Below are 26,958 nucleotides of genomic sequence, written 5' to 3' on the forward strand. Positions count from 1 at the left end.
CTGGTTACTCCGCGACATCAGGGCATGCCTTTGGCGATCGTCTGGCCAAGCGTGGCCCGATCATTGTCGCTCGAAGTCTGGGTCGGCGTGCCATCGAGCGCCAGTGATACCGTCAACCGCCCGTGTGACGCGGCGCGCGGCACGGCGAAGCTGATGCGGGCGACCTTGGGGATCAGGTCGTCCGGTGCTGCGAGGGCGGGGAAGCGGGCGGTGGCGATCACCGCACCGTCGTCGCCGGTCAGCGTCGCGGTCCCGGCCGGCGTTGGCTTCGCGCCGAGGCTGTGAACCGTCGCCGTCAGCCGGTTGCCGGACAGGACCAGATCATCGCCCGAAAGGCCGATGTCGGGGCGAGTGCGCGGTTCCTCGCCGACCTTGGCCAGCCGGAAGTCTAACACCATCGTTTGGCGGGAAGGCAGCGTAAGCGGGATCGCGGCGCCTTCTTCCAGTCGGATCGAGGTCGGAGCCGTTGGAGCTTCGGCGTTATCGTCGCCATCGACATCGGTGCCGGTTGTCATCGTCCAGTCGCCGGCCACGAGCTGATCGCCGATCATCGTCGCCGAGACCGGCCGATCGGTGAGATTGTAGGCGATCACCTTGAACTGGTGAGGATCGCCCGATGGAATGAGGATGGCGACATCCTCTGCGGCGACGTCCTGCCCGAACCGCCAGCGGACGAGGTTGCCGGGATAATAAGCGTTGCGGCGATGGGCGACGCCGCCGAGGCGGGTCCGCTGGAGCATCTCGTTCGGCACGCTGACCCGGTCCGACCACAGATGGCCCTCGGTCAGCAAATGCATGCGCTGGCTGTCGAACTCGATCTCGGACCCGAACAGATCGGCCAGGATCGCTTTGTCGCCGGTCTGCTGCCAGCGAACGAAGCGAGCGAAATCGGCGTCGGTGCTGCCGCCCAGATTGCGGTCGTTGTCGGCGCCAGCGGGTTTTGCCGAGCCGTCTGCGATCGCGCGCGCCAGCGGCGGCCCTTCAGGCAGGCGGGCGAGTAGGTCGGCATTGAGGCGGGAAAGGCCGGCGAGATTCTTCTGGATACGATCGGCATCGATCGGGCGGAGATATTTCGCGTCACCGGTCCACCCATAGGCTGCCCAGAAGACATTCGCGGCGCTCACCACACCCTTGCCACGAGCGATGTCGGTCGCCCATTCGATGTCGGCCGGGAAGCTCCAGCTGCCGTCTTGCTTTTTTGTGCCATGTGCCAGCCAGTCGTCCAGCACCGGCAGGAGTGCCGCCTTGACTGCCGGTGCGCCGTTATAGTCGGCAAGCAGCAGGCCGGGATGAGTGATGAGCAGGCTGTAGGGATGCTGCCAGCCCCAGACGCCTTCGCGCACGGTATCGGTGCCGCTATAGTAACTGGACACGATGTGGTGGTGCCCGGCCGGATTCACGGCGATCAGGCGCGGATAGTTGCGCCCGACTTCCATCGCACGCTCCAACGCGGTTGGGTCACCCCGGCTGATCTGCACCGACTGGGCGACCGAGTTGATCCCTTCTTCATAACTGTGCAGTTCGTCGGCGCGGATGCGGCTGAGCCCGTTCGACCACATGCCGTTCGCGTAGGTGGCGTCCAGCACGCGGCGCTGGGAGGCGGCGAGGCGCTTGGGCTCCACGCCCATCAGCGCCAGCGGCACCCACTGGTTGACGAGATCGGTATCGTCGGAGAGGCCACCGCCGAATTCACCGTCGGCGATCTGGCGGTTGTCGATCCACCAGTCGACGAACTTCCGATAGAGCTTCAGATCTTCGCTTTGCCGGAATGCCCAGAGAGGGATGCCGGACGGTGGCGCCGGCTGGACAAACGGAGCGTAAGGCTGGTTGGGATTCTTCTCGACCCAGTATGAGCGCGCGATGGCATTGCCGGGGGCGACGCGCAGCACGTCGGATATGTCGCGTTCGAACCGATCCCAGACCGGATAAGCGCGCGTATTCGGCTGCTCTTCGACGAGAAAAGCCAAATTGTCGCGGGCCTGTTCGAAGCGGTCGGCGATATGCTCGACCTTTGCGGCCGCAGTCGGCTTGTAGAGCGCGCGCACGCGCATCCCGTTGAGACTGGCCGCATCAAAGTCGCCGCCAGCCGCCGCGACGTCGATCCGCAAAGACGCATTCGGTGGCAGGATGCGATCGCGCGTATCGAGCCACACCGTGCGCGCTTCCCCGGGCTTCACGGACACGTTGATGTCGATCAGGTCGCGGTCTGGCCAGGTCGGATCCTTGACGCGGATGTTGAGTGGCAGGAGGCCGGCATGCGTCGGCTTTATGGCGAGTGCTGGCAGTTGGAGGGCGATGCCGTCGAGGCCGACGTCCATATTCTCGGCGCCATAGGCGAAGCGGCCGGCGGTGCCGCCGTCGTGCGCGTCGCGGAAATCGCCGGGTATGAGGAGATGGACCAGCGGCAGCGCCGTCTCATTGGCAGATGCGATACGCGTGCGCGGAGCTCCGGTCGGCAGGGCAACGGCGACCGTCCGTTCGTCCGCGGGATAGCGGCCGGCGATACCCGCCCGGAGTGTATCGAGGGCGGGGTAAGCCGCGGGATCAGCGCTGGCATCGACCACATAATCGAGGATGAACGGATCGTCCGGAACGGCGCCCGGCGTCACCCAATAGGCGCCGATCTCTTCGATCGGAGTTTCCTGCGCGACATTGTCGAAGCGGAGCATTCCGCCCCGTCGCTGTCGCGGCAGTGGATTTGACGTGCGCTCCTGCCCGGCCGGGCGTCGGAACAGTAAGTCGCCCCCATTGCTCAGCGTGCCAGAGGCCGGGCCGTTGATCTCGATCCGGTTCCAAGGCTCGTCCGGCAGGGTCAGCCGGTAACTTTTACCGCCGGTCGCATAGACGTTCCAGTCAGGCAGTTCGAAATAATCATGGCGGCCGGGTAGGCGGGACCGGTTGTAGACGCCTGGCCAGGTCGTTTCGCGGATACCGTCCGCCCCTCGGAACATCCGTTCCTTCTCGTCGCGCGTGTCGGTGAATTCGACGCGGCGGATCCGCGTGACCGGATCGGCGAGATAAGCGGGCGCGGTCAGGTTCCACCCGTAGCGCAGCCACCACTCGTCGCGGGTCGCGGCATCGACCGTAGAGCGGGTGACGGCACCGGACACCGCGACTTCCTGCGCTGTGGCAAGCGATGCGACCTGCGCATCGTCGAGCATATGATCGTGGATGCGGATCTCGTCGATATCGCCCGACCGCCGGTAATTATACTGGCTCTGCACCTGATGCGGCGAGATGATGCGCTGGAACGGGCCGAATGCGAACAAGCCGCCGTCATAGACGGCCTTACGCTCGGCATGAGCGACCAGCTTGCCGTCGAGCCACAGCTTCACGCCGGTAGTTTCGTCCCACGCAAAGGCGACATGGACCCAGGTCTTGGGCGAAGGGATGGCCGTCAGCTTGGCTGAAACGCGGGTGCGGGCAAGGCCGGTGTCGGTGACGAAGGCGTCGAAGCCGTGGCCGTTCCAGTCGATCCGGGCCCAGGCCATGTCCCAGCTCGTCCCGTCGCTGGCACCAATGCGGAAGACGGGGAAGGGCGTCGTGCCCAGCGGCGTGCGCGGGCGGAAAAAGAAGGAAAGGGTGCCGCGTTGGGCAAAGACATTGCCCGGAGCGGGCCAGGCGAGGGTCAGATCGTCTGCGAGCGACAGAGCGGCGCCTTGCCATCCGTCGGGAACGGTCTTCGCTCCCTCTGCGAAAATCGGCGCCGCCCTGCCACCAGCATGTTCGGCGACGAGGCCGTGGTCGCCGGAGAGCGAGAAAAGAAGACCGTCAGGGCGCGCGGTCTGAGCGGTGGCCGCCGCCGCGAGGCAGGTCGATGCGATCAGGGCCAGGCGGCGAACGACAATGCTCATGCAATCCTCACGGTGAGGGAGGCCGGGGAGGCGCGCGGTCTCCCCGGCCGGATCAGAATTTCACGCCGGCGCCGAAATAGAATTGGCGACCGGTATGCGTGTTGATGAAGGGACTGTTGCGGCTGGAATCCTGATATTGATCTACCGCCGCATCGGTGAGGTTCAGGCCCTGAACGGTCAGCTTCAGCCACTTGTTGACCTGATAACTGGCATTCGCGTCGATCGTGGTGATCTTGCTCTGCCCGTTCACGTCGTTGCCGGTGTTGCCGCCGGGCACGCTGACCAGGAACCCGCCGCGATAAGCGATCGAGCCGCGGATCGAGAATTTGCCGTCGTCGAAATAGACGGTGGCGTTAGCGGCATTCTTCGACAGGCCGACGAGTGCGGCTGTCGTCGTCGTGACGGGCACGCCGCCGGCGCTGGTCAGGATATAGGTGATCTTCGATGTCACGTGCGTGTAGTTGGCGAGCACGCCGAAATGGTTGAGCCAGTCGGGCAGAAAGTTCAGCGGCAAGGCCGTCTGGCCGTTGATCTCGAAACCCTTGAGTGGGCCGCCCGGCGTGTTGAACGGCCGGCGCGAGGTGAAGATGTCTGTCACCACGGTGGTCGAATTGTTCAGCAGTGCCGGATCGAGGCCCAGTTGGTTGAACGGCAGATCCTGCTGCAGGGTTTGAATGTAGGTGCTGATCTTCTTGTAGAAATAGGCGACGGACAACAGTGAATCCCGGGTCGGATACCATTCGACCGCAAGATCCAGCGTCTTGGCCTTAATCGGATCGAGCTCGGTATTGCCGACCGTCACGCTGCGGGCGCCGGTGACCGTGATCGAACCACCGGGCGTCAGATTGCCCAGATCCGGCCGCGCGATCACCTTGGAGGCGCCGAGACGGAAGATCAGCGAATTGATCGGCGAATAGGCCAGATTCAGGGATGGCAGCCAGTTATGATATTTGCGATCCGCATCGACGAGGACCGGTGCGGTTCCCACTAGCTGATAGCCGTTCGAGGACTGGTTGGTTTCGACATAGCGGACGCCGATGTCGCCGCGCAGCGGGAAGTTGATCAGCTTGTCTCCGTCGAACTCGACCTGACCGTAAGCAGCCTTGTCCTTTTCGGTAACGGCGCGGATGTTGCCGCGCGCGCTGGCATTGTCGACGCTGTTCTGCGCGAACGTGCCCGTATTCGAGAAGATGTCGAACACCTGGATGAATTTGTTCACGTCCGGTGTGACCCAGGAAGTGGGCGTCGGCGAGGGGACGTCATAGCCTTTACCAAAGCCGGTCAGGACTCGCGTCAGATCGGCCACCGTCTTGCCTGCGGGCAAAGCGGGTACGATCAGCGTGTTGACGGCGCGACTGGTCCCGAAGCTGTCGAACGAGAACTTCTTGTAGGACCCTCCGACCTTCAGGTGGAGGCCCTCAACCAGCTTCATGTCGCTTGAAAGCGTAGCGGTCTTGAACGTGTTCGATGTGCGGTTGGTGCTGAGGCGGACCTCCGACGTGCCGTTGATAAACCCGAAATTGGCAGGGTTCGTCACGTCGAACCCGTAATCCAGGATCGGATGACGGCTGTCGGCACGGTAATCCCAGCTGTAATTCTGGCTGTTGGGCCGATCGACCGTCAGCGTCGTGTCGACGGGCACGTTCAGGACCGACTTCGAATAGCCGACCGAACCATTTACGGTCCACCAGCTGGCGATATCCTGTTTGCCGCTCAGCGTGTACTGTTGGAACTTGGTCGTGAAGTCCGTGTAGCGCGTCTCCGAGCGGATATCGACATTGTCGAACACGCCGTAGACGAGATCGCCCGCGCCGTTGACTTCGGCCTGGCGAACCGCCGTCTGTGGCTTGCCGTTATTGGACAGGGCGCGGCTGAACGAGAAGGCCTCGATGAAATTCTCTTCCCGCGTCGCATGATAGTTGGAGTAAAGTGCATCGAAGGTGATCAGCGTGTGACTGGTCGGCTGCCACTGGATCGAGCCGGTCAGGCCCAGGCGTTTTTGGTCGTGGGTCAGGCGTCCATAGCGGGGCAGGCGCGGAGCATGGACATTATTGCCGTTCCCAGCCGTGACCGTGTTGTACGCGGCAACATTTTCCGGCGTATTGGCCGGGCGCGGCACGCCGGTGGAGCAAGCCGTCGCGGTCGTCCCGGTCGAGGCGGACAGCGGCGGATTGGCGGTCGCATAGCCCACGGGCGAGCAATAGCCGCCGTTCGTCGCGGTGGTGTCGAAGCCGACCGAACCCGCGCCATCCTCATATTTGCGGCTGCGCGAATAAGCACCTGAAACAAGGATGCCGACCGTATCGTTGAACAATTTGGTGGTGAACAGTCCGGCGAGACGCGGATCGACGGCACCGCGCAGATCGTTGTAATTGCCCTGCGCGGAGGCGGCGACGGTCGTCTTCTTATAATCCAGCGGGTGCGCGGTCTGAAGATCGACCGTTGCTCCGAGTGACCCCTCGTCGACTTCGGCCGACTGGGTTTTGCGAACCGTAATGGCACTGAACAGTTCGGACGCGAAGACATTGAAGTCGAAGCCGCGACCACGGTTGGCGCCGCCCGAACTGTCTGTGGACGTTGTCGTGCTCAAGGCCTCCATGCCATTGATGCGGATGCGGGTGAACTGGGCGCCAAGGCCGCGCACGGTGATGTTGCGGCCTTCGCCGGCGTCGCGGCCGATCGAGACACCGGGAACGCGCTGGATCGATTCTGCGAGATTATTATCCGGGAATTTGGCGATATCCTCCGCCTTGATAACGTCGATCGCACCAAGCGACTCTCTCTTGGCGTTGATGGCGGAGGCGAGGCTGGCGCGGAAACCCGTCACCACGATATCGGCAACATTATCGGCGGTCTGTCCGCCGCTCAGCGTCGCTCCCGTCGGGTTGCTCGTCCCACCGCCAGCCGATGTCGGTGCGGCCGGTGGCGCGGTCTGTGCCGCGGCGATGCTGGCGATGCCGGTCGAGCAGCACAGTGCCAATTTGACAATGATCGAACGCATAAACCCCTCCTGTTCATGTTTTCTGGCATGTTGGTTCGTTTGGATCTGGTGGAAGGCCGGGACACGGCACATGTTGTCGAGATCGATCGCGCTTCGTCGGCGCGGGAGCATGGGTCGTGTTGGGCGGATGCGTCGCCCGGCAGTCGATTTCTTATGGATGAGTTGACGTTTCGACCAAGAGTCCGGACTCGTTCACCGGTCTGACAAGGGCGTCATGTCCGGCGCTGCCAAACTGCGTCGCTTTGAACGGCCTGTCGTTGCCGAGCCGTGCTGTGTGACACTGATCGTCTGGCGGCATGGCCCGCGCTGTCGATAAAGCCCCATGGCCATCGCTCTCCCAGTCTACAGACCCGGCTCATCTTTTTAGACGCGAGCACGATCTCTGCTTGGCGACGGTGCTACCGGTGTCATCTTGCCCGTGCAAGAAATTTGGAACGATGTGATACAATGTGGAAATCATGCGGCAAAAATGCATCGCTTCAGTTCAGCGGGGAAGTCACGCCCAGCCGATAGGGTTGGACTGACGCCGGGACCGGGACCGGGGCAGGCGCGGGCGGTGCGGGCAGTGCGGTTGCGTCCCCGAGGCCGCGGCCGGTGACATTCACGATAGCAAGCCGCGGGCCCGTGGCGATCGCCACGTCGATGCCCCCCAATATCGCCCCCCGGATATTGGCGAGCCGAATACCTTGACCAGCGGTGCCGTGTACGTCGCGCAGGACGAAGCCATCGAGCGGCTTGTCGGGGTGGATGTGGGTTCCCTCGACAAGGACCGGTACGTCCGTGACGCGTATCCGCTCGAACGCAAGATTGCGGACGGTGGGAATGCCTTCGACGCCGGGCACGGGGAACGGATCCTGCTTCCCGCTGTCGAGAAAATTGAGGCGCAGAAAGCCGTCTCGGGTGCCGGCCACGTCGATGTCGCGAACCGCGATGTCCTCGATGAAGGCGCCGCGCCCGGGTCTGCTCTTGATATAGATTGCGAACGTGTAGGCGGCGAGAAAATGGCACCGTTCGACCAGCACGCGCCGGACGCCGGCCGAGGTCTCGCTCCCGATGCCGATACAGGCCCAGCGCCGGTCCCGGAAGGTGCAGTCGGTAATCGACACGTCCTCGGTGGGTCGCGCGATCATATTGCCTTCGAGACCGCGGCCGGATTTCAAAGAGATGCAGTCATCGGCTGTGTCGAAATCGCAATGGTCGATCACAACGCGGCGGCATGAATCGACGTCGATCCCGTCCGCGCCGCCGTGTACGGTCAAATTGCGGAACTGGACATCCTCGCAATAGACCGGGTGAATTGACCACATGTCATTTTGCTGCGTGGCGAGATCGCTCACGACAAGGCCGCTCACCGAGATGAACTCGAGCAAGGCCGGATGGCGCAGGCCCGATGGAGCGACGCGACCGGGAATGGCCGGGGATCCCTGGATGCGGCCTTTGCCGGTGAGGCATATGTTGCGCGCCTCCTGGGCCCAGACCAATGCCGTATGGCCGGGCACCCAGCGTCCCTCCCAGCGAACCTGCACCACCGGATAGTCGGCTACATCCGGGGAGCCTTGCAGGACGGCGCCGTCCTCGACCCGCAATGTCGTGTGCGAGCCGACCCGGATCGCGCCGGTGAGGAAGGTCCCGCCAGCAAGAACGACTTCGCCGCCGCCGAGCACCGCGCAGCGGTCCAGCGCCCGCTGGATCGCGACTGTATCCTTGGTGGTGCCATCGACCTTTGCGCCGAAGTCGCGTGGATCGAGGCGAACGCCGGTCGTGGGGGCAGGAAACAGGGCAGGCATCGCGGGACGACCCGGAGGGCGTCGTGTTTCGGCGAGGGCTGCGCCCGCTGCGAGCAGAGCGGGCGCGGCGAGCACAGCGCGGCGATCGATGGGCATCGGCTTCCTATCGGACGGGTGATGAAGCGGGCGGTGGGGACGGGTCGCGATCGGCTCGCAGGATGACGTGGACGTCGGCCGGAACGATTGCCCGCCAGTCGCCGCTCTTCAGCGGTTCACCCACGACGTTGATCGGGTTGACCAGCGTCAGCCGATTGCCGAGCACAGCCATCAGGTCCGGCAGGTCATAACGGGCAAGGACGCCAGGCAGATTGATCTCGGCAGCGTCGCGGCTGATCGGGTGTTCGGCGATGTCGCGGTAGCGCACCTGGCTGCGCTCGGCGATCACCCGGGCGACGCGATCGTCCAGCACGCCGACATGCAATGCCACCGGGCCCAGCGCGCCAGTACCTTGCACGCTGAGCGCCGTGCGATCGACTTCGGGCCGCGTCGCCAGCCAGTTGAGCGCGGCCAGGGCATCGTCGGCGCGCATGCCAACCGGCGTCTTGCCGACCAGGAGCGCGCGCAGTGAGAGCAAGGTCCAGTCGCCGGTCAGGGGTGATTTCTGTTCTTCGCTGCCACCGGTGCCGCGGGCTTCGATCGCCAGCACGTTCCAGCCGGCACGCGCCCAGACATCGATGCCTCCGCCGGCCGCCGCGATGGTCGCCAGCGGTGCTGCGGAGAGCAGCAGCACCGTCGGTCGTGGCCCCGCTCGATCGGTGCGCGCATACCATCCGTCGACACGAAGACCTCTTCCAGCATCGAAATGGATCGCCGCGAGGGTATAGCCTTCCCGCTGCGTTGCCTCTCCCAGCACCATCTCCGGCGGCGGCGCGGCCGCTGTGACCGTCGTGCGGGCGACGTCACGGATCGCACTGCGCAGCCGGGTCAGCCGTACGGTTTCGGTTTCGCCAGCGATGGCGACGGGACGGGGCGCTTCGGCGGCGATCAGCTCGGCAAGCGGACGGCCGCCGGCCGCGGTACCGGGCGTCACGGCGGGATAGACGAGCAGCGTCGTCGGGTCGCCGATCGGCTCCTCCACAAATGCGCGCTCGGCGGGATCGTTCTTCAGCCAGCGGGTGAAGAAGGCGACGATCCGCGCGGAGACGGGCCGCAATGCGCCGTGACGGCCCGGCCCCTCAATCATCGCGATGTGGTCCGCCGCATCCATGGCCGCGTAGAAATGGCGCGCCTCGGCGAACGCGGCGCGAGCGCCTGCGATCGGGAACATGTCCTCCGTGGTGGACACGATCGCGAGTGGCCGCGGCGCGATCGCCTCGATCCAGTCGGGCAGGTCGAGCCCGCGCTCAAGAAAGAAAGGTATCGACTGCTCGGCATCTTGTACGCCAGGGCCGCCCCGCGCCAGCAAATGCGTCATGTCATTGACGTAACAGGCGATCGCCGCCGCCTGGATCCGCGGATCCAGGGCCGCGACATAGGCGGTCGCAGTGCCGCCGCCCGAACAGCCGAAGGCACCGATCCGGCCCTTGTCCACATCCCGACGGGCGGAGAGATAGTCGATGCCGCGCATCGCATCGGCTAGGAAAAAGCGCGAGACATGGCCGCCGGTCGGCAAGGCCTGGGCAAAGGCCATCGAGTGCTCGCCGGTCGGACGGCCGACCTTTGACGCGCCGATCGCAGGATCATAGAACTGGATGCGTTCCCCCTCGCCGACGATGTCGATCGACAGAACCATAAAGCCCGCGCGGGCAAGGTTCACCGCGAGATCATGATCTCCCACCTTGCCATCCAGACCATGGCCGGGTTGGATCAGAATTGCGGGGAATGGCCCGTTGCCGTTGGGGCGGTACAGGTCGGCGGTGACGCGGTAGCCGGGCAGACTCTCATACCAAACGGCCTGGACGGTATAGCCATCACGGCGCTCGCTGTGCGTGATCCGGGCGCGAACAGGGCCGCCGACCGGCTCGGGGCGGATCAGTTCGGCGAGCGTCGTCCGCACATCGGTTTGACGGGCCCGTGCTTGTTCGGGCGAGGTTATGGCAGCCATCGTCGCTGCACGTTCGGTCGTGCGCTCTTGGGCCAATGCTGTCAGATAGGTAATGAGCCTGTCCCGAGCGGCAGGCTGCGCTTCGGTCGGAAGAGCGAGAAAGGCTGCCAGCGCGGTGCCTGCGATCGTCCGCATCGGGAACTGCTTTGGCACAAATCTCTCCCGACGGGTGTCCGCCTATCGACCGGACTCTGCGTGCCGGTTCTGACAGAGAAGGTGCTACCGGTGTCATTCGCGGCCGGCAAGCCCGGTCGCGCGCCCGATGGTTCGCCAAGTGGGATCGATAGTGAGCAAGCCGCGTGGGCGGTAGATTCAACCGGCAAGCAGCGCGGCGCTCCGGCAAATCTGATGATTCATCCGGACCCGATCAGCCGAGCATATGGCGCTATCTGATCAGGTGATGACGGTGGGCGCCGCGCGGCCAGTATGGCGGGTGATGCCTGCCAGTTCGTCCGCCGCCGCGACCAGAGCGCCAAGCGCCTCTGCGGTGTCGGCATCGAGAATGCCATCCGTCCTCTCATAGCGCTCGAGATAGACGCGCAGGGTAGCACCGCTTGTTCCCGTTCCGGACAGGCGAAACACGATCCGGGCCCCGCCCTCGAACCGGAGCCGTAGGCCCTGGCCCCGGCTGAGCGAGCCGTCGACCGGATCCGAATATTCGAACTCATCTGCGGACTCGACTGCCAGCCCGCTGGCGACGCGACCGGGAAGGGCGGACATCGCGACGCGCAGCTCCGCCATCAGCGTCTCTGCAGCGGCGCTGTCGAGTCCCTCATAATCGTGCCGCGCATAATAATTCCGGCCGAAACGCGCCCAATGATCGGCCATGATCGCAGCGACGCTTTCGCGGCGGACAGCGAGGATATTGAGCCACAGCAGCACAGCCCACAGTCCGTCCTTCTCGCGGACGTGATCGGAGCCGGTGCCAGCGCTCTCCTCACCACAGATGGTGGCCATGCCGGCATCCAACAGGTTGCCAAAGAATTTCCAGCCGGTCGGCGTTTCATGGAGCGGTAGGCCCAGAGCATGGGCGACCTGATCGGCGGCACCGCTCGTCGGCATCGAGCGGGCGATGCCCTTCAGGCCCCGCGCATAGGCGGGGGCAAGATGGGCATTGGCGGCGAGCGCGGCGAGCGAATCCGAGGGAGTCACGAAGATCGCACGGCCGAGGATCAGGTTGCGATCGCCGTCCCCATCGGAGGCGGCACCGAAATCGGGCGCGTCCGCGCCGAACATCCGCGCGAACAGCTCATGGGCGTGGACCATGTTGGGATCGGGATGATGGCCGCCGAAATCGGGCAACGGCGCGCCGTTCACCACCGTGCCGCCTGGTGCGCCAAGGCGTCGCTCCAGGATTTCGTGCGCATAGGGTCCGGTGACGGCGTGCATCGCATCGAAGCTGAGCCGGAAGCCGCCTGCGATCAGCGCGCGGATCGCGTCGAAATCGAACAGGTCTTCCATCAGCTCCGCATAATCGGCGACCGGGTCGATGACCTCGACGACCATGTCGGCCACCTGCGTTTCGCCAAGCCGGTCGAGATCGACGTCGGGCGCCTCGACGATGTGATAGCGGTCGATCTGCGTTGATCGGGCATAGATGGCGTCGGTGATCTTCTCGGGCGCCGGGCCGCCATTGGCGATATTATATTTGATGCCGAAATCCTCGTCCGGCCCGCCTGGATTGTGGCTGGCAGAGAGGATCAGGCCGCCGAACGCCTGATATTTGCGGATCACGTGACTGGCCGCCGGCGTCGAGAGGATGCCGCCGAGCCCGACCAGCACCCGACCGAAGCCGTTGGCCGCCGCCATCCGGATCGTGATCTGGATCACCTCCCGATTGAGGTAGCGTCCGTCGCCGCCTAGCACCAACGTCTGCCCGGCAAAGCCATCGAGCACGTCGAACACCGACTGCACGAAGTTCTCGGTATAATTCGGTTGCTGGAAGATCCGTACCTTCTTGCGCAGGCCGGAGGTGCCGGGCTTCTGGTCTGCAAAGGGGGTGGTGGCAATGGTGAGGGTCATGAGCACCATAGTGGCAGACCGGGATGACAGGTAAAGTCGCCCCAGAGATGGAGCGAGCAATTCAGCCGCTGCTTCGAACCGTTTCAAAGCACCTCATGGAGCGATGCGTGAACGGCGAAAACCGGCAGCTTCGGTTGCGCGAGCCGTGGCCAGGCTCCGTCGACCGTCTGCTCTTGGATCTTCTTTTCAGCGCATTTCGCGGCCCCGGGAGCGCGGTTACTGTTTCCCGATGAGATAGAAATCGACTTGGCGGCCGTCGATATAGTGCACGCGGTTGCCGTCGAAGACGGCGTTTTCCTCCGTCTTGAAGGCGATCTCCTGGCCGTCCCATTCGGGCACCTTCCGTGTCGCGCTCAGCTCGATCGACCAGGCCGTGTTTGGGTGGATGGGCATTGCTCCGCGCGGGTCTGCGGATTGATTGTCCCAGAAGCCGATGGACGGTCCCGCGCCGTGGCCGTGATAGCCGATCGGATGCGAGTAGATGGTTGGGCGCAGGCCGTCGGCGGTCGCCCTTGCTCTGGCCGCTGCCAATACGTCGTTGCCTGTCGCGCCCGTTTGGAAGCTTGTGGTGACCGCATCCTGGACACGGTTGCTGGCATTCAGCCCCGTGCGCAGCCCCACGGGTGCCTCGGTTTCACCATCGTTGAGCACATAGGCGTTCTCCTGCGTGTCGGTGTTGAGCCGAAGATAGGTGATGCCGAAGTCCGTCCAAAGGAGATCGCCCTTCCGGATCACGCTATCGCCCGCCAGTGGCGCGGCATTGCCCCGGCGGCTGATGGCGACGGAAGGATGGAACCACGTCTGCAATCCGAGGTCGGTTATTTTCTGACGCATCCACCAGACGACGTCGTCCGTGGTCGTCTTGCCCGGCGTGATCACCGCTGACGACAGCGCCTCGCTGATGATCGCATGAGCCAGTTGCTCGATCGTCGGATAGAGCGCCATCTCCTCCGGTGTGCGTGTCTCCAGCCAGCGGATTGGCAGCACCTCGTCGCGAACGAGCGTCTTCGAAAGCTCCGGTCCCAGCGCCTCGGTGAGTTCTTCCCAGGCCGAAAGGGTCGTACCGTCGGCATAAGCGGAGAGACGGGACGAGTTGATTGCGATCCTGCGCGGGGCGCGTTCGCGGATGATCTCGGCCAAACGAGCCCACTGGTCGGGCTGGCGGGCGGGATCCCAGACGGGGACGAAGAGGCCGCCCAGACCGTAGCGGCTGACAGTCAATCGCTCGACGCCGCGGCCTGGCCCGCGATCGTGGAAAATCAGGATCGTGCGACGGCGCGCCGCAAGGCTTTCGGCGTCGAGCATCGTCCGGACGACCGGGTCCTCGAAATTCTCGCGTGCGACCAGCACCCACATATCGATGCCGCGCTCGCGCATGATAGCTGGCACCACAGTGTCGAGCCGTGCCTTCAGAATGCGGTTTTCGACCACCGCGCGTTCCCGCATGCCGAGGACCGGCGGGTAGGCCGCGCGCGCCATGCCCTGCGCCGCGGCCGGCTGGGGGAGCGCAAGGAGGCAGGCGAGGAGATAGCGAGACCAGTCCGGCATGCGTCACCGTCGCAGTTACTGTGATCGGCTGCAACATGCCGACATCGCTGCGGCGGTATTCGTGAGATCTCGACCGTCTCGCTGACCACAGGTGGCTCAATCAGCGCCGTCGGATGCAGAAGGCGCCTGGCGACCTGAGCATCAAATCGCCGGTGACGGGGCTGGCCGTACTGACGGCAGCCCTGCCGCCGCCGCCGGCCGTGCGGTCGCCGAGAGAATGGGTTGTGGTGCGTTCAGGCCAAACAGGAGGTTCCTGGTCGCTGGACGTGGTGTGGACATCGATCGGCTGATGCCCTTGTGCATTCCAGCCACTCCCGACGGGCCCAATATTATTCTCGAGCACGCTGACACGGCGGGAAAAGATCGGGCCCCGGCGTCCATGAATTCAGTGCAACAAGGCTGGATATCGATCGAGGAGTGCGCTTGTTACGCCGTTGGTCCATCCAAATCCGTCCTGTGTGGGATATTCGCCGCCGCCGCCCGGCGTTTGCTCTTCGATATTGTATTTCTCCAACATCTTGCCGGTATTGCCATAGGTGATCGCGACGGTCCCGATCCACCTCCGGGCGATATCATGTGCCAACGAGGCCTGGCCTGATCTTTCGAGCCCGTCGATGGCGATCCACTGCAGGGGAGCCCATCCGTTGGGGGCATCCCATTGCTGCCCAGTGTGCAGTGGCGTGGTGCGAAGGCCACCAGGTGCGAGCAATATCCTACGCACCGTAGCGCTCACCGCCTCGGCTTGGATGGCCGAGGCTGCTCCCACGAAGAGCGGGTATAGGGTCGCGGCGGAGACGCGGGAGGTTGGCTTGCCCGCATTGCGGTCCCAGTCGGCGAAGCGGCCCTCGGTTTTGACCCAAAGATAGCGATCAATCGCCTTGTGCCGCATCTCGGCGAGCTTCGTGAAACGGGCCGCGTCAGCCATGTCCCCGGCAGCAGCGCTCCGCCGGGCGATCGCGTTTTCCATGAGGAGCATAAGACTGTTCAGGTCCACAGGGACAATGTCCGTGGTCCGGATGGAGGAAAGATTTTGCGGATCGGTCAACCAGCGGCTGCTGAAATCCCAACCGCTCTCAGCGCCTGCGCGTAGGTCACGATAAAGCGTTTCAGGGGCTCTGGATGCATCTGCTGCGGCGGTCGCAAGATCCTCAGCATAAGATTCCTCACGGGGCAGGGGGCGATCATCCCAATAGCGGTTCAACAGGCTTCCATCGGGCATGCGGACGACGCGGTCGCAGACCCCGCTCGCATCGAGACAGGCCGCACCTTTCATCCAATAGGCATGTTCGCGCTTCAGAGCGGCCAAGCGCCGGGCAGCGAGCACCGGGTCATCAATTTTTGAAAGGTCCAGCATCGCCGCATAGAAGGGAGGCTGTGCGCGACCGAGATAATAGGTCCGCATGCCGTTGGGAATGTGGCCGTAGCGTTCGATCGCGTCCGTAAAATCGGCGAGCATCGATTCCACGAGCGACTGCTGCCCATCGACGGCGAGACCCAGCATCGTGAAATAGCTGTCCCAGTAATAGATTTCACGGAAGCGCCCGCCAGGGATCACATAAGGCGCGCTCATCGGCAGCGCGGAGCTTCCGACCGGGATCACGTCGGGTTGCCGCACGAGGCTCGGCCACAGCGCTCGGATGTGACGACGCAGGTCAGCCGGGCTTCGGTCGTTTATGCCTGGCACGGAAAAATTGGCGAGCACGAAGGCCCGCAGTGCGTCGGCCGACGGTGGGGGCGAACGTCGATAGTCGGCCAAAATCGCGTCGGGCGCGCGCTTGGGCTCCGCATCCACAAATGTCTTGCCGTCCGGAAAGATGCGCCCGGTTTGTACAGCGACGAACAACGGCCCGTAGAGATCCTGCGGCGACGGCTGCTGTGCTGCAATCGGAACGACGAGTGCCGACGCGGCAGCGAGCGCTGCGAGCAAAGAGCGATGCATCCTCATGTCGTTACCCTTTTTCTCGGCTTCGGCAGTGTCATTCCCCGATGCCGCTCGAAAAAGCCGGCGACAAGCTGATATGCCTTCGTCAGAGCATTCATGCGCTTGGACATGAGCTGCGCTCACCGACGAACCGATGGCCGGAACGAGCGTCATGTGGCGGCGGCCGAACGACGGCGGTGGATGTCCGCTTCGGGCCTTGGCGGTCGAAACCGCTGTCCGTCACCCGCCGTCAATCTCTGACAATATCCCGGGACAACATTTGAGGCTGCGTTCCGGTGAGCACTCCTAAACCCATATCCGCAGGCGCTGAGCGAGGCGATGTCAAAGCTCTCTCCAAGAGCCTGGCTGAAAGATCCGCACCAGCTTTGGTGCGCATGCGCGTCTCCGATAGCGAACCGATCGTCTGGGTGGGTCGTTAAGGCCAGGGGCCGGAGCGGCGGCTGATCAACGAGGAAAGAGAACGGGATGGCGGAGCGGTTCCAGATATCTGTGCCCGAAACACGCCTTGTGGAAATCCGGGACAGGGTCCGCACCTACGACTGGAGCCGTCTGCCCGACGTCGGCGGGTGGCAGGCAGGCGTCGGCAAGGCCGATCTGAGGCGACTAGCGGACTATTGGGCCGAGCGTTTCGACTGGCGGGCGATAGAGAGCCGCTTGAACGCGCTGCCGCATTACCTGACTGATGTGGAGGGCGAGCGCATCCACTTCATCCATGCCCGCGGAGACGGATCGAAGCCGCCGCTGCTGCTGCTTCACGGCTGGCCCGGTTCCTTCATCGAGTTCGAAGCCCTGATCGGACCGTTGACGGAAGACGGGCACGACGTGGTCGTGCCGTCATTGCCCGGCTTTGCATTCTCCAGACCGATCACGGGTATCATCGGACCTCGCAGGGCTGGGCAGATCATGCATTCGCTGATGGGCCAGTTGTTTGGCGATGCGCGCTTCATCGTGCAAGGCGGCGACTGGGGAGCCCATATCGCGAGTTGGATGGCGCACATGTTCCCCGATGCGCTGCTCGGCTTCCACAGCAACATGGTCAGCATCTTCGCAGAGGACGCCGAGCCTTCGACGCCGGACCATATCGACCTCCTATCGCGCCGTGACGTGATCGTCGAACGGGAGACGGGTTACAACCATGAGCAGGAAACGCGACCGCAGACGCTGGGCGTGGCGATGGCGGACAGTCCTGTGGGCGCTGCGGGCTGGATTCTGGAAAAATTTGGCATGTGGGCGGATCTCCCACAGCGTGCCGACGGCAGCCCGGACCTCTGGGCGCGCTTCACCGAAGAGCAACTCCTGACCAACATCATGCTCTACGTCGGCCCGTCGTCCGAGGTGACCGCGACATGGATCTATCGCGGCAAGCGGCTGGAGAAATCCAGCGTCTTCCCGGCCGGTACGCGAGTCACCGTGCCAATGGGGATAGCAGCCTTTCCCGATCCCGTGTTCCTCCCGACGCCGCTCTCGTTCGCCGAACAGACCTACAATGTCGTCCATTATACCGTGATGCCTGCGGGCGGCCATTTCGCAGCCTTCGAGGAACCGGAGCTCATGCTTGCGGATCTTCGGGCATTCATCACGACCGTGACGTGAGGTTCGCGAATACCAGATCGCTGCGGATCGCCTATCTGGAGGATGGACCGGCAGACGGATGGCCTGTCATCCTTTCGCATGGCTTTCCCTATGACGTGCATGCCTTCGGGCAGGTCGTGCCGACCCTGATAGATGCTGGCGCCCGCGTCATCCGTCCTTATTGCCGCGGCTTCGGCCCGACATGCTTCCTGTCCGGCGACGTGCCGCGAAGCGGACAGCAGGCCGCAAGGGGCCTCGATATCCTCCAACTGACAGATGCGCTCGCGCTCGATCGCCCGATCCTGGGCGGGTTCGACTGGGGCGGCAACGCATCCTGTGTAGCCGCCGCGCTCTGGCCTGAACGCTTTTCCGGACTCGTTTCCTATGCCGGCTACGACGTCATCGACGTGGCTGGCCAGCGTGCGCCCATCGATCCCGGTCTTGAGCGCATATGCTGGTATCAACACCTCTTCCAGACGGAACGTGGACGCGCCGGTCTGGCGGCTGACAGACGTGGGATCGCTGCCTTGCTCTGGCGCGAATGGTCGCCGTCATGGAGTTTTGACGACACCGCCTTCGAACGGTCTGCCAAGGCGTTCGACAACCCCGATTTCGTCGATGTCGTCATCCACTGCTATCGCTGGATGCTCGCCACCATAGAAGGCGATCCATCGCTGCAGGAAGTCGAGGATAGGCTCGCCGGGCGGCCAGCTATTGTCATTCCTGCCGTCACGCTCGACGGCATGCGCGATCCGCTCAAACCTGGCGGGACGGCCGAACAGTCCACGATGTTCGTGGGCCCCCACGAACACCGGACGGTGGATTGCGGTCACGCTCTGCCACAAGAGGCTCCTCAGGCATTCGCCAATGCGCTCCTGCGCGTAAGAGCGCTCTCGGGCGGCAAGTCGTTCAGCTGTTAGCCGTTTTATTTCAGGAAGCCGACAGCCTTCGTGTCGCAGAAATTCGGTCGCCCGGCTCTCAGCCGGGTCGCCAAAACCGGACCCGCACCCTTTCTCGATATAAGGACCCCCCGCCTGAAGACCCACCACCCGACAGCCGCCGCCTGACCACTTGCCGCGCCCCTGCTGGCGCAAAGCCCGCTGAGCACGTTCATGGGCGTACAGGCCCATCCGCCTATTCGTTCGAGATCGCCGAAGCCGACACGGAACGCGATCTGATCACGCGTTGAGTTTGAACGTGCGATGCGCCGCACGGTCGCCGCCGCACTTCCTTCGTGTCGGCGGCGACGCGGACCTTCACAGCGTTCGCGATTTCTGATCCTCGTGAAGATGGCTGTCGTCACCATCCTTTTCCGTGCTGCTCTCATCCTCGCCGCCTGTCGTTTTCGGCGGGACCGGCGACTGATCCGACACGTTCGCCTCGTCGGTTCGTTCGCCGTTTTTCTCTCGTTGCATCATTGCTCGTCTCCTGAATGATCCGCTCTGAGCGCCGCGGCGCTGACAAACTCTTCCGAGGTCAGATCACGCCGGTCCCGCCATTCGCGCCGAATACGCTGCCGGTCGTGAAGCTCGTGCCACTTTCTGCCAGTGCGACATAAAGAGATGCGAGTTCGGCAGGCTGGCCGGCACGGCCGAGCGGGGTATCCTGGCCGAACTCGCCGAGCTTGCCGGGTAGCTGGCCGCCCGCGACCTGCAGCGGCGTCCAGACCGGACCCGGTGCCACCGCATTCACACGGATGCCCTTGGAGCCGAGCTGCTTGGCAAGGCCTTTCGTGAAGATCAGGATCGCGCCCTTGGTCGTTGCGTAATCCAGCAGTTCCTCGCCGGGATCGACCGAGTTCACCGACGCTGTGTTGATGAAGCAGCTCCCCGCCTTCATCCGAGGAATGGCGGCCTTCGAGATGTGGAACATCGCATACACGTTGGTCTTCATCGTGCGATCGAACTGCTCTGCACTGATCTCGGCGATCGAGGCCTTCGACTGCTGGTAGGCGGCATTGTTGACGACAAGATCAAGTCCGCCCAGCGCCGTGTCGGCCTTCGCGACAAGCTCGCCGCAGAACGCGGCATCGGTCAGGTCGCCCGGGATCAGTTCGATCTTGTGCCCCTCTGCCCGCAGTAGCCTGGCCACATCCTGCGCATCCGGTTCTTCGGTGGGATAATAGTTGATCGCGATCGCGGCGCCCTCGCGCGCGAACGCAATGACAGCCGCACGTCCGATCCCGGAATCGCCGCCAGTGACGAGCGCCTTGCGCCCGGCCAGTCGGCCCGATCCGCGATAGCTCCTCTCGCCGCAGTCCGGCACTGGCTTCATGTCGCGTTGGAGCGCCGGCCAGGGCTGTTTCTGCTCGGAGAAGGGTTTGGTTGGATAACGCGTCGTCGGATCGGCCATCGGATGTGTTCCTTGCGCAAAGGCCGGGGCGGCGAGGCCGACACCAGCAATGGCAGCTCCCTGCAGGACGGCGCGACGGGTCGTTGCCTCCGGCCCGCTCACGCCACCTGCTCCCTGCCGAACACGCGGCGTAACTCGTTCTTCGCGCGCTCCAGCTTGTGCTGTTCCGTCTTCGACAGACTGTCGCCGGCGCGGTTGATGTAGAAAGTGAGCATGCCCATCGCCGATTGCAGTGGGGTTCCCTTGCGCCGCTTGCTGCGTTCTGCGGATCGCTTCAGCGACAGTGCGATCTCGTGCGGATCGTCATTCGTGAACACGTCTCGTTCCAGATCGAGCGCGTCAGAATGATCGGTGACCTCTTGGGACCATTTGCGATCGGGCATCTCAGATCCTCCTTTTTCAACAGGTGGGCATGATAGCGTTCGAGGCAGCGGGCTGGGCAGGTCGGCGGATCGGTTAGCCACCGCGACCCAGCGCCCGACTGTCACGGATGTTCCGTTCGTTTCCGTCACGAAACCGAATGAATTCAGAACGATCACGTGGATCTAATGTTGCAGCCTCGGTGGCGATCGCGCGACCTGGGGCGACGTCGGATGAATCTCGACTGGGCTGAGGGAGGCCGCGTGCCACGGCCAGACTGACCACAGGCTGGTTTGGGTCTTCGCTCCGACCTGTATGGCCGCCGAAGCCCTCAATCAGAGGAGGCGGACTGAACCAGCGTTTGCCTTGCCCCCCATGCCCGCGTGAAAATACTCAGGTTTCACTCATCAGACGTTTTAAAGCCAGTTTTCAGCCAGTCTGACGCTGAGATAAATGCACCGCTGGTGGGTAGAACAATTCCAACCGGTCGTTCTCGATCCCAGATCTCGATCTTGAAAGCATGGTCCAGTCTTGCCGCCTCGTCTGCAGCTGACTGATCATCTGGGCCGTGAAAATGTTCGGATCGTTTGATACGTCCTTCTGCGTCGAGGAAGTAGAGTCGATACGCCGCCACGCCTATCACCTTTCCGCAGGATCGCAGGCATGGGTAGCGCGCAACAGAGTGTTAAGTTCCGAGAGGGCAAGCCTCACCCGTCGGTCGCCAAAACCTCTCTAATATTGAAACGGTTACTCGTCAGGCTCGAACCCACTCGCCAGTAGAACCGGCTGACCCTCATCATCATCGTCTCGCCTGCTGGCAGTCGGGAGGATGGGGCCTCGAAAACATTCAGGCGATCTCACCCGTCGTAGCCGGAATGCGCGGGGAGCCCAGACGAGCACTCCAGGGGCTGGAATGGCGCGAGCGGCGCATGAATGGCCGATGTGGGTTTGACAGCCACAAGCCGCACCACCTGAGTTGCCGGCCGACACATGCCGAGGCATTGCCGCTGATCTGCGGCATTCAGCAGCGTTCTGGCTCTCGGGGGCACGGCCACACAAACGCACCCGTAGAGAAGGCACGCGTGGACACCGTCCCATATCCAAATGCGAGACGCGCGGAGGACGAAGAATCTCGTTCTACGCACATCTCTTCCGGACATTCTGGTTAAATGGAGCGTTATCCCTCCATCTGCCGCACCATCGGCGACGAGGGGATTTTCATTGGCTAGCAAGGACATCCGGAGCGCCGGCAACGGCGGCGAGACCCACCAGCACGCCGAGGGTGAGGCACCGATCCTGACCACGAACCACGGCGTTCCGGTCAGCGACAACCAGAACAGTCTGAAGGCCGGCGCACGCGGGCCGACCCTGCTGGAGGATTTCGTCCTCCGCGAGAAGATCTTCCACTTTGACCATGAGCGCATCCCCGAGCGGATTGTCCATGCGCGCGGCTCCGGCGCCCACGGCGTGTTCGAGGCGACCGACGACATCTCCGATCTGTCGAAGGCGGCGGTTTTCGCCAAGGGCGAGAAGACTGAGGTGTTCGTCCGCTTCTCCACTGTCGCCGGAGGAGCAGGCTCCGTGGACACACCGCGCGATGTCCGCGGCTTTGCGGTCAAATTCTACACCCGCGAAGGCAATTGGGATCTGGTCGGCAACAACATCCCGGTCTTCTTCATCCAGGACGCGATCAAGTTCCCCGATCTCGTCCACGCCGTGAAGATGGAGGCCGATCGCGGCTATCCGCAGGCGGGCAGCGCGCACGACACTTTCTGGGACTGGGCTTCGCTGATGCCCGAGACCACCCACATGCTGATGTGGGCGATGTCGGACCGGACCCTGCCGCGCTCGCTGCGCATGATGGAAGGCTTCGGCGTCCATACCTTCAAGCTGGTCAACACCAAGGGCAAAGCCAGCTTCGTCAAATTCCACTGGAAGCCGCGCCTCGGCATCCAGTCGACGATCTGGGACGAGGCGCTCAAGCTGCAGGCCGCCGACAACGACTATCACCGCCGCGACCTGTTCGAGGCGATCGACACCGGCGCTTTCCCGCAGTGGGATCTGGGCATCCAGGTCTTCGATCAGGCGTTCGCCGACGCGCAGCCCTATGATGTGCTGGACGCGACCAAACTGATCCCCGAGGACGACGTGCCCGTCCGCCTGATCGGCACGTTGACGCTGAACCGCAACGTCGACAATTTCTTTGCCGAAACCGAGCAGGTCGCCTTCCTGCCAAGTAACATCGTGCCCGGCATCGACTTCTCGAACGACCCGCTGCTGCAAGGCCGGCTGTTCAGCTATCTCGACACCCAGAAGTCGCGCCTCGGCTCGACCAACTTCCACCAGATCCCGATCAACACGCCCCGTTGCCCGTTCGGCAATTTCCAGCGCGACGGGATGATGCAGACGATGGTCCCCAAAGGCCGCGCCAATTACGAGCCCAACAGCCTCGCTGCGCATGGCGAGGAAGGCGGTCCGCGTGAGAGCCCCACGCAGGGCTTCGCCACGACCGACGCTCCCTCCGGTCCCGACGAACAGGGCGAGAAGTTGCGGATCCGCGCGGAAACGTTTGCCGATCATTATAGTCAGGCACGGCTCTTCTATCGCTCGCAGAGCGAGAGCGAGCAGGCGCATATCGCCTCCTCCTTCGTGTTCGAACTGTCGAAGGTCGGCCTGCTCGATCAGGTGCCGCCGCGTATGGTGGCGAACCTACGTAACGTCGATGAGGATCTCGCTGCGCGTGTCGCCGCTGGTCTCGGCATCCCGCTGCCGAAGAAGGCGCCGCCCGCCAAGGAGCCGGTCGACATGGCGCCTTCGGACGCGCTGTCGATCCACAAGAACATGAAGGCGACGCTGGAAGGCCGTTCGGTCGGCATCCTGATCGCGGACGGCACCGATGCCGCCGAACTGGCGTCGCTCGTCTCCTCCGTCGAGAAAGCGAAGGGCAAGCCGGTGATCGTGGCGCCCAAGGTCGGTGGCACGAAGCTGTCCGACGGGTCGCAGATGAAGGCAGACGGACAGCTGGCAGGTTCGCCGAGCCAGATCTTTGATGCTGTCGCGATCATTCTGTCCGAGGAAGGATGCGAGGCCATGCTGAAGGAAGGCGCCGCTGCCGAATTCGTGATGAACGCCTTCGGACATCTCAAGGCGATCGGCGCGAGCGAAGCTGCCCAGCCCTTGCTCGAGAAAGCGGGAGTGGTTCCGGACGCCGGCGTCACCATGCTCGACGGCGCATTCCTGAAGGCGGCCGGGCAGCGCTTCTACGAGCGTGAGCCTTCGCTGCGGACCCTCGCATGAAGATCGTCTGCCCAGGTGCGGACGGCGCAAGACCGAGGACGCGGCGCCGATGACGCTCGAGATCGATGTCCGTCTCGATTACTGGTTCGAGCATCCGACAGACGTGTTGCTCCAGATCGAGGCGGCGGTCATCCCAGAGCAGGTGATCGAGGCGGCACATCTCGATATCTCCCCGACCGCGCATTTTGCGCGGGTGGCGTCCCAGGATATGATCGGGGAGCGTATCTGGCTGCGCGTAGAGGGGCAGCTGCTGGTCGAGTATCGCGCGACGGTTCGTATCGAGCGCGATCTTGAAGACTGTCTTCATCTGCCGATGGTCCCGCCGCATCAGCTTCCGGGCGAGACCGTCCAATATCTGATGGCGTCGCGTTATTGCCCGTCCGACCAGTTTCAGCCCTTCGTCGACGCGGAATTCGGCGGGATCGCCGGTGGCGCTAAGGTGATCGCGATGCGGAACTGGATCGCAGGGCATGTCTCCTACGTGCCGGGTGCCAGCGACGCCGACACGACCGCGCTCGATACGTTCGTAAAGCGCCAGGGCATCTGCCGCGATTACGCGCACCTCATGATCGTGCTCGCACGCGCCGCCGGTATTCCCGCGCGGATCGCCAGCGTCTATGCGCTTGGCGTCGAACCGCCTGACTTCCATGCGGTGGCCGAGGTGTTTCTGGGTGGGGCATGGCATCTGGTCGATGCGACTGGCATGGCCAAGGAGCGCGACATGGCGAAAATCGGCATCGGCCGGGATGCGGCCGACATAGCCTTCCTCACCGCCTTCGGAAGCGCCGAAATGAAGAGCCAGTCGGTCCTGGTCCAGCCGGCCCGATGAGTTCGCGGACCCTGCGACCGCCTTGCCCGTCGATCGCGTTCGTGGGGGCAGGGCCGACCACGATCTACACGCTGTGCGCGCTCCTCAACGCACTGGCCAAGCCCCTCGAGATCGTGATCTACGAGGATCAGCCGCGCGCCGGTCTCGGCACGCCCTATCGGCCGGGCTGGAACGACCCGGCGATGCTGTCGAACATCGCCAGCGTCGAGATCCCACCCATCGAGGAGACGCTGATCGCTTGGCTCGAGCGCCAGCCCCGCGCCCGGCTCGTCAGGCTCGGCATCGATCCCGACGAGATCGACGACCATGCTTTCTATCCGCGCGTCGCGTTGGGCGAATATTTTCTCGACCAGTTCAACGGGCTGATCGCCCGCGCGCGTGAGCAGGGCGCACGCGTAGAAATCGCCACCTACTGCCGCGTTACCGATATCGCGGCGGAGGCGCGGGGATTGCGGCTGAGCGTCACCCCGAAGATCGGGTCGCCGTCTGAACGCCTGTTCGATCAGGTGGTGATCGCGACCGGCCACCAATGGCCCGAGGAGCCCGAAGTGCGGCCCGGCTATTTCCTGAGCCCGTGGCCCGCCACCGCCCTGCAACGCATCCCCGCGACCCGGATCGGCATTCGCGGCAGTTCGCTCACCGCCATAGATGCGGCCGTCGCGATCGCCGTCGCACATGGATCCTTCCTCGAGACGGATAGCGAGACGGTCGACTATCGCATCAATCCTGGCAACGAGGCGCTGTCGATCACGATGATGTCGCGCAAAGGCCTGCTTCCCGAAGCCGATTTCTATCATCCCGTACCCTACGAGCCGCTGGCGATCTGCACGCCCGAGGCCATGACGCGCCTGATCGGGGGGGCGTGCCCGACCTTGCTCGATACCGCCTACGATCTGTTCAGACAGGAGCTGGCTCGGGCCGACCCGGACTATGCTGCACATATCGGCCTCGCCGACTTGCCTCTGGAGAATTTCGCCGAACGCTACTTCGCGGATCGGGCTGCGGTCGATGCCTTTGACTGGGCGGTCAGCAATCTCGCCGAGGCCCGCGCGAACCACCAAAGCGAGACGACCGTGCCATGGCGCTATGCGATTCTGCGCATGCATGAGGTCATCGCGTTGATCGTCCCGCATCTCGATGTGGATGCGCTCGACAGGTTCAACCGCTATCTGAAACCCATCTTCATCGACGAATATGCGACCGTCCCGCATCTTTCGATCGAGCGATTGCTCGCGCTCCATCGGGCAGGCCGGCTCAGCGTCATGGCGCTGGGGCAAAACCATCGGGTCAACACGCATGGCGAGGCGCCAGGCGCCATCGTCACGATCGACGACAAGACGCAGCACTTCCCCGTTTTCGTCGACGCGACTGGACAACGCCCCCTCGCGGCAGAGAAGTTTCCGTTCCAGACGCTCCTCGATCAGGCGGTCGTCTGTGACGCCGATCAGGGCGATTCCAAGGGGCCGAGGGGCATCACGGTGGATGCACAATTCCATCCGGTTTCGGACAATCCCGCCGCCGTGCGTCTATTCTGTCTCAGCATTCCTTTCATCCTCGATCGCCATCCTTTCATTCAGGGGATTACGAGCTCGCATGAGATGGGAGGGATCGTCGGTACGGCTCTGGCGCAGGCCGTCGCGGACGGTGCGGATGCGCGAACAGCGGGGGGAGCGGCGTCATGAAGCTGTTCGCAATCTACATCGGCGGCGAGCATCCGAGCGCCAACATAGAGATACACGACGTGCGCTTCGTCGTGGCGTCGTCGATCAAGGAAACCCATGATCGATTGCGCGATGACTGGTGGGGAACGCCGGGCACGCTTCATATCGATTGCTGGGCCGAAATCGATCATGTCGACGGCTATGATGTGGCGTTAAAGCCCGAGCGATCGACGGGGCGAGAGAAACTTTGGTTCGTCAATCTCGGCGGGTATGACGGCAAGGGTTTCGCGGAGCAGCACAAGAACATGTTCGTGGTCGCAGCATCGGCGGCGGAGGCGAAGGCGGCGGCCTTGCGAACAATCGAGGGCTGGACCGACGCGCATCGGGATGATCTGTTCGAGGCCGAGAAGGCATTCGCGCTCGACGGAATGTTGGGCGAGCGCCTGCACATCCATCTGACGCCCCGCCAGGACGCTCGGCCACCGCGGTTCACCTGCCGCTACACCCCGCTCAAATGATCACTGGCTGCAGATAAGGCCAAAAGCGTCCTCCATCGGTGACGCCGTCCCGGGCAATGGTGTGGCGTCAGCTGAGATGCGCGTGAGGCGAACGAACCGGCGATCGCGGCCAGTCCCGGATCGTCGCGGCTACCCGTCCGTTCGAGCATCTTGGGCGTGCGGCCATCGCAC

16 protein-coding genes are annotated in these 26,958 nt (G+C 63.7%); 6 read left to right on the forward strand and 10 right to left on the reverse strand.

Going from position 1 to position 26,958, the window contains the following annotated elements; all coding sequences use genetic code 11:
- Positions 1–17 precede the first annotated feature (17 nt).
- From HL653_RS16985 to treA, 7 genes are all read right to left on the reverse strand, one after another.
- Positions 18–3,854: a LamG domain-containing protein gene (locus tag HL653_RS16985; RefSeq protein WP_171745567.1), complete on the reverse strand. Its 3,837-nt coding sequence runs from the start codon at positions 3,852–3,854 to the stop codon at positions 18–20.
- Positions 3,855–3,906: 52 nt separating this feature from the next.
- A complete protein-coding gene (locus HL653_RS16990) occupies positions 3,907–6,855 on the reverse strand; it encodes a TonB-dependent receptor (protein ID WP_171745568.1) in 2,949 nt (982 codons plus the stop codon).
- A 479-nt stretch (positions 6,856–7,334) separates the two neighbouring features.
- Positions 7,335–8,738 (reverse strand): glycoside hydrolase family 28 protein, encoded by a 1,404-nt coding sequence (locus HL653_RS16995; RefSeq protein WP_171745569.1) that lies wholly within the window; start codon positions 8,736–8,738, stop codon positions 7,335–7,337.
- Positions 8,739–8,745: 7 nt separating this feature from the next.
- Positions 8,746–10,821: an acetylxylan esterase gene (locus HL653_RS17000; protein ID WP_171745570.1), complete on the reverse strand. Its 2,076-nt coding sequence runs from the start codon at positions 10,819–10,821 to the stop codon at positions 8,746–8,748.
- Positions 10,822–11,079: 258 nt separating this feature from the next.
- On the reverse strand, positions 11,080–12,708 hold the full coding sequence (locus tag HL653_RS17005) for an alpha-D-glucose phosphate-specific phosphoglucomutase (protein ID WP_171745571.1): 1,629 nt from the start codon (positions 12,706–12,708) through the stop codon (positions 11,080–11,082).
- 216 nt (positions 12,709–12,924) lie between these two features.
- Entirely contained in the window at positions 12,925–14,256 is a 1,332-nt protein-coding gene (locus tag HL653_RS17010; protein ID WP_171745572.1) for a M24 family metallopeptidase, read from the reverse strand.
- Between the two features lie 385 nt (positions 14,257–14,641).
- Positions 14,642–16,351 (reverse strand): alpha,alpha-trehalase TreA, encoded by a 1,710-nt coding sequence (gene treA, locus HL653_RS17015; RefSeq protein ID WP_253716986.1) that lies wholly within the window; start codon positions 16,349–16,351, stop codon positions 14,642–14,644.
- Between the two features lie 312 nt (positions 16,352–16,663).
- Between treA and HL653_RS17020 the strand changes: the two genes are divergently transcribed.
- Complete coding sequence (locus tag HL653_RS17020; RefSeq protein ID WP_171745573.1) at positions 16,664–17,791, forward strand: epoxide hydrolase family protein; 1,128 nt, start codon at positions 16,664–16,666, stop codon at positions 17,789–17,791.
- Positions 17,788–18,690, forward strand: a complete 903-nt coding sequence (locus HL653_RS17025) for an alpha/beta fold hydrolase (RefSeq protein WP_171745574.1) — start codon at positions 17,788–17,790, stop codon at positions 18,688–18,690. Before HL653_RS17020 ends, HL653_RS17025 begins: the two co-directional genes overlap by 4 nt.
- Positions 18,691–19,246: 556 nt before the next feature.
- Here HL653_RS17025 and HL653_RS17030 read toward each other — a convergent pair.
- From HL653_RS17030 to HL653_RS17040, 3 genes are all read right to left on the reverse strand, one after another.
- The gene (locus HL653_RS17030) at positions 19,247–20,122 is read right to left on the reverse strand and encodes an SDR family oxidoreductase (RefSeq protein WP_171745575.1); all 876 of its coding nucleotides are present in this window, start codon (positions 20,120–20,122) and stop codon (positions 19,247–19,249) included.
- Positions 20,123–20,220: 98 nt separating this feature from the next.
- On the reverse strand, positions 20,221–20,505 hold the full coding sequence (locus HL653_RS17035) for a DUF3175 domain-containing protein (RefSeq protein ID WP_171745576.1): 285 nt from the start codon (positions 20,503–20,505) through the stop codon (positions 20,221–20,223).
- A gap of 377 nt (positions 20,506–20,882) precedes the next feature.
- On the reverse strand, positions 20,883–21,116 hold the full coding sequence (locus HL653_RS17040) for a hypothetical protein (protein WP_171745577.1): 234 nt from the start codon (positions 21,114–21,116) through the stop codon (positions 20,883–20,885).
- A 587-nt stretch (positions 21,117–21,703) separates the two neighbouring features.
- On the opposite strand from HL653_RS17040, the gene HL653_RS17045 reads away from it, so the two are divergent.
- From HL653_RS17045 to HL653_RS17060, 4 genes are read left to right on the forward strand one after another with little or no spacing between them, the layout of a single operon-like run.
- A complete protein-coding gene (locus tag HL653_RS17045) occupies positions 21,704–23,779 on the forward strand; it encodes a catalase (protein WP_253716988.1) in 2,076 nt (691 codons plus the stop codon).
- Between the two features lie 49 nt (positions 23,780–23,828).
- Positions 23,829–24,608 carry a transglutaminase family protein gene (locus tag HL653_RS17050; RefSeq protein WP_171745579.1) on the forward strand — a complete coding sequence of 260 codons (780 nt, stop codon included), beginning with the start codon at positions 23,829–23,831 and terminating at the stop codon, positions 24,606–24,608.
- Positions 24,605–26,290 (forward strand): FAD/NAD(P)-binding protein, encoded by a 1,686-nt coding sequence (locus HL653_RS17055; RefSeq protein ID WP_171745580.1) that lies wholly within the window; start codon positions 24,605–24,607, stop codon positions 26,288–26,290. The genes HL653_RS17050 and HL653_RS17055 overlap by 4 nt, the downstream gene beginning before the upstream one ends.
- Positions 26,287–26,787: a DUF1543 domain-containing protein gene (locus tag HL653_RS17060; RefSeq protein WP_171745581.1), complete on the forward strand. Its 501-nt coding sequence runs from the start codon at positions 26,287–26,289 to the stop codon at positions 26,785–26,787. The genes HL653_RS17055 and HL653_RS17060 overlap by 4 nt, the downstream gene beginning before the upstream one ends.
- Positions 26,788–26,958: the final 171 nt, after the last annotated feature.

The sequence above is a fragment of the Sphingomonas sp. AP4-R1 genome (assembly GCF_013113735.1).
In the GTDB taxonomy this organism is placed as follows: domain Bacteria; phylum Pseudomonadota; class Alphaproteobacteria; order Sphingomonadales; family Sphingomonadaceae; genus Sphingomonas_I.